This window comes from Paraburkholderia sp. HC6.4b (assembly GCF_014200875.1).
In the GTDB taxonomy this organism is placed as follows: Bacteria; Pseudomonadota; Gammaproteobacteria; order Burkholderiales; family Burkholderiaceae; genus Paraburkholderia; species Paraburkholderia tuberum.
Genome location: NZ_JACHDC010000005.1, coordinates 87,611 through 100,712 on the forward strand (window position 1 = coordinate 87,611; position 13,102 = coordinate 100,712).

Consider the following 13,102-nt stretch of genomic DNA (forward strand, 5'->3'; position numbering starts at 1 on the left):
CGCTTACGGTCACGACAAAGGACCCTCACCTGAAGCCGAACGCTCACCCTGTCGCCCTGCCTCGCCGGATCGGTCTGCTGGGCGGCACATTCGATCCGATCCACGACGGCCACCTCGCGCTTGCGCGGCGGTTCGCCGACGTGCTGCGGCTGACCGAACTGGTGCTGCTGCCGGCCGGCCAGCCGTGGCAGAAAGCCGACGTGTCGCCCGCCGAACATCGGCTCGCGATGACGCGCGCGGCGGCCGCGTCGCTCGCGATCCCCGGCGTGACGGTACGCGTCGCGACCGACGAAATCGAGCACGTTGGCGCGACCTACACGGTCGAGACGCTGCAATGCTGGCGCGAGCGCGAAGGCGACGACGCATCGATCACGCTGCTGATCGGCGCGGATCAACTGGTGCATCTCGACACATGGCGCGACTGGCGGCGCCTGTTCGAGCTCGCGCATATCGGCGCGGCCACGCGGCCCGGCTTCGACCTCGCGTCGGTCGCCCCCGCGGTCGCCAAGGAAATCGCCGCGCGCCGTGCGCGCGCCGACGTGCTGCAGGCCACACCCTGCGGCCATCTGCTGATCGACACGACGCTCGCGTTCAACGTATCGGCCACCGACATTCGCGCGCATCTGCGCGAGCAGGTCAACCAGCGGCTCGCCCACGCGGGTGCGGGCGGCACAAGCCAGGATCGGGCCGCGAGTCACGTCCCCGCCGCGGTGTGGGACTATATTCTTCAACATCATCTGTACCACCGGTAACTCCATGGATATTCGCAAACTGCAACGCGTAATCGTCGACGCTCTCGAAGACGTCAAGGCGCAAGACATCAAAGTGTTCAACACCAGCCACCTGACCTCGCTGTTCGATCGCGTGATCGTCGCGAGCGGCACGTCGAACCGGCAAACCAAGGCGCTCGCGTCGAGCGTGCGCGAAGGCGTGAAGGAAGCCGGCGGCGAGATCATCAGCACCGAGGGCGAGGATATCGGCGAATGGGTGCTGGTCGATTGCGGCGACGCGATCGTGCACATCCTGCAGCCGGCGCTGCGCCAGTACTACAACCTCGAGGAAATCTGGGGCGACAAGCCGGTGCGCATCAAGCTGTCGACGCCGAATCCGTTTGGCGGCGCGCGCGCAAGCGAGCCCGACGACGAGGAAGACGAGGAAGCGCCGGCCGCGAAGCCCGCGCGCAAGACCACGGCGCGCCGCAAGTAAGCGGGCCGTGTCAGGCACACCGCTACTGTCCTCGCGATGAAACTGCATATCCTCGCCGTCGGCCACAAGATGCCGGACTGGATCGCGACCGGCTTCGACGAATACGCGAAACGCATGCCGCCGGAGTTGCGCATCGAACTGCGCGAGATCAAACCGGAGCAGCGCTCGTCGGGCCGTTCGGCCGAAAGCGTGATGGCCGCCGAACGGCAGAAGATCGAAGCCGCGTTGCCGAAGAACGCACGCATCGTCGCGCTCGACGAACGCGGCAAGGACTGGACCACGATGCAGCTCGCGGGCGCGTTGCCGGGCTGGCAGCAAGACGGCCGCGACGTGGCCTTTCTGATCGGCGGCGCGGACGGGCTCGATCCCGAGCTGAAGGCACGCGCCGATATGATGCTGCGTGTGTCGAGCCTCACGCTGCCGCACGCGATGGTGCGCGTGCTGCTGGCCGAACAGCTTTATCGGGCGTGGACCATCACGCAAAACCATCCGTATCATCGCGCGTAGGTGCTGGAGCCTCGCGCGGCGACGCCTGGCAACGATTCGTTGCTGCTGACGCGTCGCGGGCGCTCAGCTCCATACGCTTGAGCGTATTGCGGCTGCTTCATGCGATGATGCGCCCGACGCGCCGTGCATCGATGCCGCTAATGGCTGCAGCGCATCGATCGGATCACCGGGTCAACCTCGCCCCGCTCACTCTTGCACGCCCACCCGCGTTCACCACTCGCGCCATCCGTTTCCCGCTCCATCGAGACCCGTTCATGCCCACGCCCTCCGCTTCGCTGCATCCGTTCGTCTACCTCGCCTCGCAAAGTCCGCGCCGCCAGGAACTGCTGCAACAGCTCGGCGTGCGTTTCGAACTGCTGCTGCCGCGCCCCGATGAAGACGCCGAAGCGCTCGAAGCCGAACGGCCCGGCGAACACGCGCGCGACTACGTGCAGCGCGTGTGCATCGCGAAGGCGCAGGCGGCCCGCGCGCGGCTCCTCGACGGCGGTCACGAGGTGCGGCCGATACTCGTCGCCGACACCACCGTCACGATCGACGACGCGATTCTCGGCAAGCCCATCGATGCCGACGATGCGGTCGCCATGCTCACACGTCTCGCGGGCCGCACGCACGAAGTGCTGACCGCGCTCGCCGTGATCGATGCCAACGGCGCGCTGCTGCCCGCGGCGTTGTCGGTCTCGAAGGTGCGTTTTGCTGCAGTGCACGCAGACGCGTTGCGTCGCTACGCGGCGAGCGGTGAGCCGCTCGGCAAGGCGGGGGCGTATGGCGTGCAGGGACGCGCGGCGGAGTTTATCGAGCATATAGACGGGTCCTATTCGGGTATTATGGGTTTGCCGCTTTTTGAAACCGCTGCCCTCCTGCGTGCAGCGCGCATCGACTTCTAGAACAACACCATGAATGAAGAAATCCTGATCAATGTCACGCCGCAGGAAACGCGCGTCGCGCTCGTTCAACAGGGCGCCGTCCAGGAACTTCATGTCGAACGAACGCTGTCGCGCGGCCGCGTCGGCAATGTCTATCTCGGCAAGGTCGTGCGCGTGCTGCCCGGCATGCAATCGGCGTTCATCGACATCGGCCTCGAACGCGCCGCGTTTCTTCATGTCGCCGACATCTGGCATCCGCGCATCGCCGGCGAAGCGCAACATCAAACACCGCATCAGCCGATCGAAAAGATCGTCTTCGAAGGTCAGACGCTGATGGTGCAGGTCGTCAAGGACCCGATCGGCACCAAGGGCGCGCGGCTGTCCACGCAAGTGAGCATCGCCGGGCGCACGCTCGTGTATCTGCCGCAGGAGCCGCACATCGGCATCTCGCAGAAAATCGAAAGCGAAGCCGAGCGCGAGGCCGTGCGTGCGCGTCTGACCGCCGTGCTGCCCGCCGACGAGAAAGGCGGCTACATCGTGCGCACGATCGCCGAGGATGCGACGAGCGAAGAGCTCGCAGCCGACGTCGCGTATCTGCGCAAGACATGGGCGACGATTCTGTCGCAGGGGCAGCGCATGCCGCCCACCAGCCTGCTCTACCAGGATCTGAATCTCGCGCAGCGCGTGCTGCGTGATTTCGTCAACGATGAAACGTCGCGCATCCAGGTCGATTCGCGCGAGACGCATCAGATGCTCGCCGATTTCGCGGCCGAGTTCACACCGGCGGTATCGTCGAAGCTGCACCACTACACCGGCGAGCGGCCGCTGTTCGATCTGTACAACATCGAGGCCGAGATTCAGCGCGCGCTATCGCGTCGCGTGGATTTGAAGTCGGGCGGCTACCTCGTGATCGACCAGACCGAGGCGATGACGACGATCGATGTGAACACCGGCGGCTACGTCGGCGCGCGCAACTTCGACGACACGATCTTCAAGACCAACCTCGAAGCCGCGCATACCATCGCGCGGCAACTGCGGCTAAGGAATCTTGGCGGCGTGATCATCATCGATTTCATCGATATGGAAAACGTCGAGCATCGCGACCAGGTGCTAGGCGAATTGAAGAAGGCGTTGTCGCGCGATCGCACGCGGGTGACCGTCAATGGTTTCTCGCAACTCGGGCTCGTCGAGATGACGCGCAAGCGTACGCGTGAGTCGCTCGCGCATGTGCTGTGCGAGCCTTGCCCGATTTGCCAGGGCAAGGGGCAAGTGAAGACTGCGCGCACGGTGTGCTATGACGTGTTGCGGGAGATTTTGCGCGAGTCGCGGCAGTTCAATCCGCGCGAGTTTCGCGTGGTCGCTTCGCAGCAGGTGATCGATCTGTTTCTCGAGGAAGAGTCGCAGCATCTGGCGATGCTGATCGATTTCATCGGCAAGCCGGTGTCGTTGCAGGTGGAGTCGAATTTGAGTCAGGAGCAGTATGACATTGTGTTGATGTAATCGCCAAATGCTGAACGAGGATCAACGGGCCGTTCCCGTGACCGTCAGAATTCGAACTCAGAAAAGAAAGGCCCGCACGGATCGCTCCGGCGAGCCCTTCCTGTACTGATGACGCTCTATCGACATTCGCCCAGTGATGTCCACCCATCGAGCAGAATCGCGCCAATAGCGATCAACGATAAAAGGGTCGCGGCAAGGACATAGGCGCTCCATGCGGCCATGGGCTGCCGGTTAGGTCTGCATTCGTTGCTCGTCATGCTGCGTGATGTTTCGGCCGCGCGGCGTCGCAGCGTTGATCAATTGTGGCACGCACGATCGGATTGGCAAGCAGCTGGCGGGAATTAAGCACGCCATAACGGGCGCGAAGCGCTTTTTCAACCGCCTGACAGTCTGCATAGTTGCCGCTGTCGGCAAGGCTATACGCGATGCGTCTTACGGCCTCGCGCCGAGCCGTCGCTAGCCTATCCCGATTCTTGACGGTTTGCCTGTGACGTAACGGTGTCGGTTACATCATAGGGCGCACAGCGACACGCTGCCGCCATGCCTCGCCGTGTCTCGTTCAATCCAGATCGAACAGCGCCCGGTCGGCGGGCCGGGATAGCGCATCGTCCATCATCTGCCTGAATTCAGCCTCAGCCCACTCGCCGCGATCCACGCGCCGCAGAACCGCTTCGCCGACGAGCTGCACCTTGCGCTCGCGGTCCGCCTTCGTCTGCTTGTGCGCCTGGCGGCGCGCTTTGTCAGCGACCTTGCGGGTCTGCTTCAGTTCGTCGAGCTTCCTGTCGGTCGCGGTAACGCGGCTTTTCAGCAGAGACATCGGTTACTCCTTCGTATCGGTCAATGTGTGATGGCATCGAAGCGGTTTTGGACCCGGCCGGCGGCGCGCTTGATCTTTAGAAGCGGGATTTCCCCGGTTCGAAGCAGCGCCTCCCTCTCGCGACGCGAGGGAGGTCAATCAATCTCCTGAACCCCGTGGCACACCGCGACGACTTCCGCACCGACGGACGGCTCCAGTACGAACAGGATGGACTTTTTTGCAGCAATGGCTGCATCGATTGTCTGCGCTTTCTCGTCCGTCATCGCTGCGCGATAGTCGTGCTGGCTGTTTGCCCAATTTACATAGGTGCGAATCTCGTCGGACGCGAACGCATGCGACGTCGAAATGAGCAGGCGCGACACCACGTTCTGCTGGCAGAAATCGTTGATGCGTACGGCCGAGACTCCGGAGAACAACAGTTTCGGCACAGCGCCGTCCGCGCATTCGAAGCTGAGCAGCAGGGTGGAATCCGTGCGCGAATATGCGCAGCCGACCAGCTCGGCGTCGTGATAGCTATGTCTGGTTTTCATGAGTGGCAAAGGTAGGAAAGGGTGTGATTGCTTGCAGGATGGTCGGCTACCGGCGTTCACGGTAGCGGCGAAAACCGCACACCGGGCCCACGAATGGGAAAGGGGCCGCCCGCGTCCTCCCAGTTGTGGGCATGCGGGATGCCTTGCCCGTGGTCGTGGTCGAAATCAAAATCAACGACTGGAAAACCGTCTTGCCCGTACATCCGCATTTGGCCGCTGCCGGGGTTCGTGTACCAGCTGCCGGCCGCGCCCTTGTTAGGCGTCAGGTTGCCCGCAAGATCGAAGGAATCACCGGACACAGCGTCGTCGCCGTACTCGAACGGATGCGCACCGCTGAACGGCGTCGATGTACCCTCGGCCGATTCAGCGAACCCCTCGGCCACACCGTCACCTTCGCCCATGTCCGCGTTGCCGCCGACAAGTGCACCGGCCACGGCCTCGACTACCCCAAGCAGGGCGCCGCCGCTGCTACTGCCGCCCATCGCAGCGCGCGCGGCGACCAGTCGCGATTCCCACGTGGCCGGATCGTACGGGCCTGACAGGACCGGCTCGCCGTTGAATGAGGTGATGCCGGGCGGAAACAGATTGGGTGAGCGGCTCCAGTAGGTTCCACCTCCACCCCCTGATGACGGCCAGCGCAGCGGTGCAGGGGTGGGGCTGTACACACGCCCCAGCGCGGAACGCCGGTCACGGTGGACCACCGGGACGAGCCGCCCATCATTCACCGCCTGCCTGAGAACGCGCTCGATACTCGCGTTGTCGGTCGGCAGGTTCCAGTGCGCGAGACCCAGCGCATCCCTGACATAGATCTGGATTTCGCGTAGAGCCTGACCGCCCGTGATCGTCCGCAGGTCCAGGCGTGGCCGGAAATACCTGTCGAAATCCCGCCGGTCCTGTTCAAGCTGCCTGCGCGCGTCTTCTTCGTCCCGCCTGTCGTCCCTCATGAACGACGACCAGCCTCGCGAGCGGCTGCTATCTCGATCCCAAAACAGGCTGCTGCGCCGTTCTCGCTCCATGCTGTGATACTGGCTGGCGGCATGCAGCGTGCACTGCCAGCTGCACTCCAGCGGAATTTCTAGCGAGTTCCAGGGCATACGATGGTCTCTATCCGTGTGACGGCGTAAACCTAGCAGATGATTGCCGCGCTGGGTTTTCGGGATATGGCCTCCAGGTCTTCGGGTGGGGCCTAACGAGCCGTGTATCTCAGTCGGCACGCGTTAACCGGTGGGGGTTGACGAAATAACCTCATGAGGTTAAATTAACCTCATGAGGTTATTTCACGTGGTCGCGAGGGGGAAATCATGATTACTGCGTTTGGGGAGTTTGTCCGTAGCTTGCGGCACCAGCACTCGGAGCTGCTCAAGGACATGGCGGAAAAGCTGCTGGTTACATCGGCGTTCCTGTCGGCCGTGGAAACTGGCAAGAAGAGCGTTCCGGCCGAATGGGGCACAAAACTGTCTTTGATGTACGCCCTTCCGAAGAAAGAAGCATTGAAGCTTCGGAAAGCGATCGACGAATCGCAACGAAGCGTCACGATCGACCTGGACGGACAGTCGGCAGACCGGCGTGGCGTTGCCGTGGCGCTTGCTCGCCGCTTCAATGAACTGTCCGACGAAGAGCTTTCGCAGTTGAAACAGAACATGTTCTTGTTCAAGCCGAAGGGAGATAAATGATGCATGCCTTCCGTGCTTTGCCGATGAAGCGCGCCGAAATCAGGGTGGTTGCCCACAATCTTCGGCGGTCGTTGGGCCTGGAAGGCAGGTTATGGTTCCCTGTGCTTCAACTGGTCGAACATGCGTTTCCGCGCCTGGATAAGAAATACCACTTCGAAGTGGCGGAATATGATGAGCTTGGCGACTCGCATGGGCTAACCGAACGGGATGGCGATTCAGTATGCATTAAGATCCGCGAGGACATTTACGACCGGGCATATGCAGATGAAGGCCGGGATCGCGGGACAGTTGCGCACGAAGCGGGGCACTACCTGTTGCACGCTCGATCGCCCGCCTTGCACCGTCATTTCGGAGGCGAACTCAAGTCGTATGAAGATCCGGAATGGCAGGCCAAAGCGTTTCAGGGAGAACTGCTGGTCCCGAAACACCTTGTAGTCGGCATGAGCGCGGTCGACGTTACCCGCGAGTGTGGGGTGTCGTACGACGCTGCGGAGTATCAACTCAAGCCGTACGCTGCGGGAAAATAAAAAGCGCATTGAAGAGCGCCAACTCTCCAATGCGCCTGCAGCAAAGGAATGCCAAACCGCTCCTGGCGTTCCCTCGCGACCTACCTGTGTGCGACCGGAATAATAGGTATCCATTTCCGGACAGTCAAGTTGTGAGTTTCTATCGGGGCGCGCTTTACGGAGGTGTTGCATGTTCGCAAAGAGCCTGCACCCGAAGGTCGTCCGTGTAAGCAGCTATGTTCGTGTCCGGTTCGGCCGGCGGGAACATGTCTGTCAACACTGGCGGTCAGCACCAAGCGCTTAACTAGTGACACGGGGCCGGGTATGACCCGGCCCCTGTAACGCCGAAGATATTCAATCAACTTGGAAATTACGATATGGCAAGCAACTTCAAACCAGGCGCAATCGCGCAGCGATCGGGCGAATACGGGATCAAGGGGCCTCAAGGTGGCGACACGGGGCAAGAGCGGACCGTAGTGAAAGGGGAGCGCTTCCCGCCGACGCCGAAGCCGAAGCAGACGTATCAACTGAACCGACCCGCGCACAACGGCGCAGGAAAACCGCCGAAGAAGTAAATGATTGGGGCCGCGTGGGCATTCGTGTCCCCTGCGGCTTCTTCATTTTGATCATCGTTTCGGGAAAACACGCGACACAGCGCTGTTTTTCAAAGCTCGACGTGGCTCGTGCCGACGTTTCCGACGAATCCTGCCTTGCTCGCGTCGACGTCGGTCTGCCACCACTTGTCGGGGAATGCCGGCGTTCGTCAGCGGAGCGGCAGCCCGTCATTCCCTCGGCCGGATCGTTCTAGATCCACTTTTATTTCCGATGATTGACCGTCAGCGCTTAACGGGTCGACGCGCGGCAACGTCGGTGCGGTCTCCGTTTTCACCCGCAGCCGGCTGTTTGTCAGGCGTGACAATCGCCAACGCGTTCCTGTATAGATCAGCGCGTACGCTCGTCACTTTGCGCACCAGTTCGCTGACCTGTTCCGGCGTCAATCCAGCCGACCGCTCGAGCACATCGGGCAGCGTATCCAGAAACGTCGCGAAATACTTCGCGAGATCCGCCATCTGTTCGGCGTGCTGCGCAACCGGCATCAGTTCGCCCTCGAGCTTCGACAGTTCGAGATCGTTAATCCGCGTGCGGCTGCACAGGCTGTCGATCTGCGCCTGCCTGAGCGGGTCGTCGTCGAACCGCGCCTCGGCCTGCTGGTCGAGCGTGCGCCGCCAGAGGTGGCGCAGACTCAGACCGGCGAAGTAGTGCCCATGGGACGCTTTGACGGTCACGCCCTCGGCGGCCAGTCGCGCAATCTGCTCAACGGTCGCGATCGGGCCGAACTGCGTGAGCCAGTGGGCCGTGACCTCGAAGTCCGGCTCGGCTGCTGTTGCTTTAAACCGCCGTCCCGAGATCACGTCGATGCATTCATCAAAGCAGGACTCTCGACTGGTGGCAAATCCCACGGAGAGCCTAGCTTGAGGCCTCACTATCACCGCGACTATTACGCGGCATTTCTGGTCGACCCGGCTGGCAATCGCGTCGAGGCCGTCTGTCATACCTCAAGCCCTAACCTCTCAGCCGCCACGTCACACCCCTTCTGCTCCAACACAGCCTGCGCCCTCTGGTGCAGATTGCGGCCAGCCAACGACGCATCCGGCGACCTGGCCCACGTGCCCAACGCGGCCACAACATCGGCGCGAGGGTCGGGTCCGCATACGTGCGCGCGTGCGCCTTCGCGAACATCGCGCCGACGCGTGATGCGTTCCTGCCCCTCCGTTACACCTCGCGGTACGCGACTTGCTCGCCGAAGCGGAGCGGACCGGCGACGCTACACGCCGCGCGGCAGCGCTGCCTCGATGAACACCGCGCACAACGCTTCCATGCCCTTCGCGTCCTCCTCGTCGAAGCGCGCGACGACCGGGCTATCGACATCCCACACGCCGATCAGCGTGCCGTCGGGCGCGACGAGCGGCACGACGATTTCCGATTGCGACGCCGAATCGCATGCGATATGGCCGGGAAACTCGTGCACGTCGCGCACAACCTGGGTCTGACGGGTTTGCGCGGCCGTACCGCAGACGCCCTTGCCGAGCGCAATGCGCACGCACGCGGGCTTGCCCTGGAACGGGCCGACCACCAGTTCGCGGCCGTCGTGAAAGTAAAAGCCGGCCCAGTTCAGATCGCTCAACGAATGAAAGACGAACGACGAGAAATTCGCGGCGTTGGCGATCCAGTCGGTTTCGCCGGCTAGCAGCGCGCGCGCCTGCGCGACCAGTTCTTCATATTGCGCGGCTTTGGGCAGATGCGAGGTGGGGGAAACTTCGAACATGACGGCGTCCGTGATCAGAGCGGGATGGCAAGCGGTAAGGGGTGAAGTGTAAAGCAAGCGCAATCCCCGCGCGCGGGTGTCGAACGCTGTGACACGCGCCGCGCGTCTACGCTCGCCGTCCCCGTCGGTTCTCGACTATCCCTTCTTATTAATAGTTTCTATCTTGATAACATCAATATTCATTTCGCATTAGTTTAAATCGAACGGGTTTTTGTCGACTCTATTTTTGCTATATTACCGGCCGTGTCTTTTGCTGATAACTCGTCATTGCCAGAACACACGCGACGCGTCAGTCCCGCAAATACCGGAGACATGATAGCGGTAGCACAAAAAATGATGCTTAATGTGATGATTACCCCGCGTGATCGCAATGGCCGAAAGATAGGTCCCGCGAAGATAAGCCGGGGACTAATGAGCCGCCGTCAACGAGAATCCGCGCCCTTCCGGCAGTCGGCACAATGACAGGCCACAAGCTTTTTTCGTATGTGGCTCTCACGCTGACCGCCTCGGCAAGCGTGTGCACGGCACAAACACCACCACACGCTACGATTAATGATTTCATCGGCAATTGGGTCGTGACCGATGTAGTTGACTATGCCGATATTTCTGGTGGCATCCCCGAAGCAAAACGGATTCTCGGCATGACGATGACAATTACGCCGCAATCCATGAGCTTCGACAGTGAAACCTGCAAGCCCAACACAGGTTTTACCGTCAAACGAATTGACACGCTTTCGGCGTTGAGGAAACAGTTCGACCTTCGCGTGAATGAAACCGGGTTGCCCGCTACAACCGTTGTCGTAGATAGCGACAATTGTTTTGCGATCTTCCGGATGGACGCTCACAGGATTGTCTTTGGATGGGACGGGATCATCGTTCGCGCCATCCGCGATCAGTGAGAGCTCGTTGAGTACCCGTCCCAGAGGCCCGGGACTTTTACTGATCGACCCCAATAATCACGCTCGACGCCTTGAAAACCGCCGTCGCCGCCTTGCCGCTCGCGAGGCCGAGGCGCTCGACGCTGTCGTTCGTGATGATCGCCGCGATCTGCGCGCTGCCGGCACTGATCGTCACTTCCGAATTGACGGCGCCTGTCGTCACCGCCGCGACGGTCCCTTCGATGCAGTTGCGCGCCGACACCTGCTGCCTCGCGACATCGACCATTACGATCACCGACGATGCCTTCACGAGCGCAAACGCCTGCTTGCCGGTCGCCAGCCCGAGCGACTTCGCGCTGCCGTGCGTGATGATCGCGACGACCTCGAGACCGTCCGGCGTGCGCAGCGTGACTTCGTCGTTGACTGCACCGTGCTTGACGTCGGTGACTTCGCCGCTGAACTGATTGCGTGCGCTGGTTTTCATGGCGGACTCCCTGGCGATTGTCGCGCGTGGCGACGCGCGGGTGGGCGGATAAAGCGAGTGTAATCGAAGCCGCGCGCGTCCCCGCCCAACATCCGATGCGCCGTGCGCATCGCCGACACCGTATCATCTTGGCCGTGCACCTCATACGCCGAATCTTTATGCCCGTCGCCGTTCTCTCCCGCCGTGCCTGCCGCGCCGTCGTGCTGTGCGTCGCGGTCACGACGCTCGCCGCGTGCAGCACGCCAACGCCGCCGCGCGGCACGCACGCGTTCGTCGACAACGTCACGCTGTTTTCGCTCGCCCATTACGACCAGAACGTCGATCACTGGCTCGATCCGAACAGCCCCGACTACGATCGGCCGTTTCTCAGCGCCGCCGAGCAGCGCGCACATTTCGACGCGCTGTTCGCGCGCTACTTCGGCACGGGCGAGAACGCGCCGTCGCCGTGGAATCCCGCCTGGGTGACGACACGCGTGTTTCGCGAGCAGGGCGAGGACATTGCCGCACTGCAACAGCGCCGCATCGACAGATTCGACAACACCGGCAAGCGTGGCAGCATCATCGGTTACGGCGAAAACTTCCGGCCGCACGACAAGGCGTGGATCGACGCGATCGCGCGCAACATCAACGTCGCGCAGTTCACGCAAACGCCGGTCTATCAGCCCGAGCGGCGCGCGATCGCGACCGGCAACCTGATGGTGCGCGAGTTGCCTACCACCGATCCGTCGTTCTACGACCATCGCCTGGCCGGCGAGGGTTATCCGTTCGACAACCTGCAGATCTCGGCGGTGCGACCCGGCACGCCGCTCTATGTGCTCGGTAGCAGCGTCGACGGCGCGTGGCATTACGTGCAGACGCCCGACGTGCAGGGCTGGGTGCGCAGCGACGGCGTCGCGTTCGCCGACGATGGTTTCATCGATCAATGGCGCGCGGCGGCCGGGAAGTCGCTAGGCGCGGTGATCGTCGCGTCGGCGGCGGTCAACGACAGCCACGGCGTGTTCCGCTTCGCTGCCCCGGCCGGGACGATGCTGCCGCTGGTGGCGGGTGCCTCGGCATCGCCAGCCGCGACCAGCACCAATGCAGGCACACTCCAGCTCCTCGTTCCCGCGCGCGACGTCGACGGCCGCGCGCTGATCCGCGCCGCGTCGCTCGACGCCACGCAGATCACGCCGATGCCGCTCGCCGCGACGCCGCGCCATCTCGCGATGCTGTTGAAGGCGCTGATCGGCCGGCCGTACGGCTGGGGCAATAGCGGGCTCTACAACGACTGTTCGTCGGAACTGCAAAGCATCTTCGCCGCGTTCGGCGTGTGGCTGCCGCGCCATTCGTCGACGCAGATGAGCGCCGGCCGCATGGTCGATCTGTCGGAGTCGACACCCGCCGAACGGCTCGACTATCTGGCGCGGCATGGCCTGCCGCTGCGCACGCTGATCTATATCGGCGGCCACGTGATGCTGTACCTCGGCAACACGACGCGCGACGGCGCCACGGTCCCCGTCGTCTATCAGGACGTGTGGGGCCTGCGCCCGGCCGACAACAGCCGGCGCGCGGTCATCGGCGGCTCGGTGATCCTGCCGCTCGACGAGCGCATCCCCGAGGACGCGACGCTGCAGTCGCTCGCCGCGACGCCCACGTTCCAGATCAGCATCCTCGGCGCGCCGGCGGGCAGCACGGCGCCGTCCGCGCCGCCGGCGGACGAGGACAATCCGGCGGGATAAATGGCGGGCCGCCCTCCCCCGCGCCTGAAAATATTTTTTTCGGAGTGTCGATCCGACGGTGACCAACTCGTCGTAACGTTGAAGACCCAGCTCA

16 protein-coding genes and 1 pseudogene are annotated in these 13,102 nt (G+C 62.7%); 11 read left to right on the forward strand and 6 right to left on the reverse strand.

The window, feature by feature from the left end; all coding sequences use genetic code 11:
* Positions 1–29: 29 nt before the first annotated feature.
* The 5 genes from HDG34_RS09095 (at position 30) to rng (ending at position 4,076) form a co-directional block, all read left to right on the forward strand.
* Entirely contained in the window at positions 30–752 is a 723-nt protein-coding gene (locus HDG34_RS09095) for a nicotinate-nucleotide adenylyltransferase (RefSeq protein WP_221309091.1), read from the forward strand.
* A 4-nt stretch (positions 753–756) separates the two neighbouring features.
* A complete protein-coding gene (rsfS, locus tag HDG34_RS09100; protein ID WP_018419969.1) occupies positions 757–1,206 on the forward strand; it encodes a ribosome silencing factor in 450 nt (149 codons plus the stop codon).
* Positions 1,207–1,242: 36 nt separating this feature from the next.
* Positions 1,243–1,713, forward strand: coding sequence for a 23S rRNA (pseudouridine(1915)-N(3))-methyltransferase RlmH (rlmH, locus tag HDG34_RS09105; protein ID WP_008919684.1), 471 nt, complete (start codon positions 1,243–1,245; stop codon positions 1,711–1,713).
* 254 nt (positions 1,714–1,967) lie between these two features.
* Positions 1,968–2,597, forward strand: a complete 630-nt coding sequence (locus HDG34_RS09110; protein WP_184010124.1) for a nucleoside triphosphate pyrophosphatase — start codon at positions 1,968–1,970, stop codon at positions 2,595–2,597.
* A 9-nt stretch (positions 2,598–2,606) separates the two neighbouring features.
* Positions 2,607–4,076 carry a ribonuclease G gene (gene rng, locus HDG34_RS09115; RefSeq protein ID WP_184059381.1) on the forward strand — a complete coding sequence of 490 codons (1,470 nt, stop codon included), beginning with the start codon at positions 2,607–2,609 and terminating at the stop codon, positions 4,074–4,076.
* A gap of 559 nt (positions 4,077–4,635) precedes the next feature.
* On the opposite strand, the gene HDG34_RS09120 is transcribed toward rng, so the two are convergent.
* From HDG34_RS09120 to HDG34_RS09130, 3 genes are all read right to left on the reverse strand, one after another.
* Positions 4,636–4,893 (reverse strand): hypothetical protein, encoded by a 258-nt coding sequence (locus tag HDG34_RS09120; protein ID WP_184059383.1) that lies wholly within the window; start codon positions 4,891–4,893, stop codon positions 4,636–4,638.
* Positions 4,894–5,027: 134 nt separating this feature from the next.
* Positions 5,028–5,483 carry a hypothetical protein gene (locus HDG34_RS09125; RefSeq protein ID WP_311734844.1) on the reverse strand — a complete coding sequence of 152 codons (456 nt, stop codon included), beginning with the start codon at positions 5,481–5,483 and terminating at the stop codon, positions 5,028–5,030.
* Positions 5,480–6,517 (reverse strand): hypothetical protein, encoded by a 1,038-nt coding sequence (locus HDG34_RS09130; protein WP_184059385.1) that lies wholly within the window; start codon positions 6,515–6,517, stop codon positions 5,480–5,482. The genes HDG34_RS09125 and HDG34_RS09130 overlap by 4 nt, the downstream gene beginning before the upstream one ends.
* A gap of 207 nt (positions 6,518–6,724) precedes the next feature.
* On the opposite strand from HDG34_RS09130, the gene HDG34_RS09135 reads away from it, so the two are divergent.
* From HDG34_RS09135 to HDG34_RS09145, 3 genes are all read left to right on the forward strand, one after another.
* Positions 6,725–7,096, forward strand: coding sequence for a transcriptional regulator (locus HDG34_RS09135; RefSeq protein ID WP_184059387.1), 372 nt, complete (start codon positions 6,725–6,727; stop codon positions 7,094–7,096).
* The gene (locus HDG34_RS09140; protein ID WP_184059389.1) at positions 7,093–7,623 is read left to right on the forward strand and encodes an ImmA/IrrE family metallo-endopeptidase; all 531 of its coding nucleotides are present in this window, start codon (positions 7,093–7,095) and stop codon (positions 7,621–7,623) included. The genes HDG34_RS09135 and HDG34_RS09140 overlap by 4 nt, the downstream gene beginning before the upstream one ends.
* A gap of 356 nt (positions 7,624–7,979) precedes the next feature.
* Entirely contained in the window at positions 7,980–8,177 is a 198-nt protein-coding gene (locus HDG34_RS09145; RefSeq protein ID WP_184059391.1) for a hypothetical protein, read from the forward strand.
* A gap of 261 nt (positions 8,178–8,438) precedes the next feature.
* Here the strand turns inward: HDG34_RS09145 and HDG34_RS38995 are convergent, their stop codons facing one another.
* Positions 8,439–9,062: a DUF1441 family protein gene (locus HDG34_RS38995; RefSeq protein WP_311734851.1), complete on the reverse strand. Its 624-nt coding sequence runs from the start codon at positions 9,060–9,062 to the stop codon at positions 8,439–8,441.
* On the opposite strand from HDG34_RS38995, the pseudogene HDG34_RS39000 reads away from it, so the two are divergent.
* Positions 8,988–9,161, forward strand: a pseudogene (locus HDG34_RS39000) (VOC family protein); the annotation flags it as partial. The gene HDG34_RS38995 and the pseudogene HDG34_RS39000 overlap by 75 nt on opposite strands.
* Before the next feature lie 266 nt (positions 9,162–9,427).
* Here the strand turns inward: HDG34_RS39000 and HDG34_RS09155 are convergent.
* Complete coding sequence (locus HDG34_RS09155; RefSeq protein ID WP_184059394.1) at positions 9,428–9,928, reverse strand: GAF domain-containing protein; 501 nt, start codon at positions 9,926–9,928, stop codon at positions 9,428–9,430.
* A 458-nt stretch (positions 9,929–10,386) separates the two neighbouring features.
* On the opposite strand from HDG34_RS09155, the gene HDG34_RS09160 reads away from it, so the two are divergent.
* Positions 10,387–10,827 (forward strand): hypothetical protein, encoded by a 441-nt coding sequence (locus HDG34_RS09160; RefSeq protein ID WP_184059396.1) that lies wholly within the window; start codon positions 10,387–10,389, stop codon positions 10,825–10,827.
* 37 nt (positions 10,828–10,864) lie between these two features.
* On the opposite strand, the gene HDG34_RS09165 is transcribed toward HDG34_RS09160, so the two are convergent.
* A complete protein-coding gene (locus HDG34_RS09165) occupies positions 10,865–11,290 on the reverse strand; it encodes a molybdopterin-binding protein (RefSeq protein ID WP_184045857.1) in 426 nt (141 codons plus the stop codon).
* Between the two features lie 158 nt (positions 11,291–11,448).
* On the opposite strand from HDG34_RS09165, the gene HDG34_RS09170 reads away from it, so the two are divergent.
* Positions 11,449–13,008: an SH3 domain-containing C40 family peptidase gene (locus tag HDG34_RS09170; protein ID WP_184059398.1), complete on the forward strand. Its 1,560-nt coding sequence runs from the start codon at positions 11,449–11,451 to the stop codon at positions 13,006–13,008.
* The last annotated feature ends 94 nt before the right edge of the window (positions 13,009–13,102 follow it).

What these genes read in the sequence shown, in the direction of transcription:
- rng (WP_184059381.1), top strand. Translation starts at nt 2,607, where the DNA reads ATGAATGAAGAAATCCTGATCAATGTCACGCCGCAGGAAACGCGCGTC.
- HDG34_RS09110 (WP_184010124.1), top strand. Translation starts at nt 1,968, where the DNA reads ATGCCCACGCCCTCCGCTTCGCTGCATCCGTTCGTCTACCTCGCCTCG.
- HDG34_RS09170 (WP_184059398.1), top strand. Translation starts at nt 11,449, where the DNA reads ATGCCCGTCGCCGTTCTCTCCCGCCGTGCCTGCCGCGCCGTCGTGCTG.
- HDG34_RS09145 (WP_184059391.1), top strand. Translation starts at nt 7,980, where the DNA reads ATGGCAAGCAACTTCAAACCAGGCGCAATCGCGCAGCGATCGGGCGAA.
- HDG34_RS09120 (WP_184059383.1), bottom strand. Translation starts at nt 4,893, where the DNA reads ATGTCTCTGCTGAAAAGCCGCGTTACCGCGACCGACAGGAAGCTCGAC.
- HDG34_RS09135 (WP_184059387.1), top strand. Translation starts at nt 6,725, where the DNA reads ATGATTACTGCGTTTGGGGAGTTTGTCCGTAGCTTGCGGCACCAGCAC.
- HDG34_RS09130 (WP_184059385.1), bottom strand. Translation starts at nt 6,517, where the DNA reads ATGCCCTGGAACTCGCTAGAAATTCCGCTGGAGTGCAGCTGGCAGTGC.
- HDG34_RS09155 (WP_184059394.1), bottom strand. Translation starts at nt 9,928, where the DNA reads ATGTTCGAAGTTTCCCCCACCTCGCATCTGCCCAAAGCCGCGCAATAT.
- rsfS (WP_018419969.1), top strand. Translation starts at nt 757, where the DNA reads ATGGATATTCGCAAACTGCAACGCGTAATCGTCGACGCTCTCGAAGAC.
- HDG34_RS09160 (WP_184059396.1), top strand. Translation starts at nt 10,387, where the DNA reads ATGACAGGCCACAAGCTTTTTTCGTATGTGGCTCTCACGCTGACCGCC.
- HDG34_RS09165 (WP_184045857.1), bottom strand. Translation starts at nt 11,290, where the DNA reads ATGAAAACCAGCGCACGCAATCAGTTCAGCGGCGAAGTCACCGACGTC.
- HDG34_RS09140 (WP_184059389.1), top strand. Translation starts at nt 7,093, where the DNA reads ATGATGCATGCCTTCCGTGCTTTGCCGATGAAGCGCGCCGAAATCAGG.
- rlmH (WP_008919684.1), top strand. Translation starts at nt 1,243, where the DNA reads ATGAAACTGCATATCCTCGCCGTCGGCCACAAGATGCCGGACTGGATC.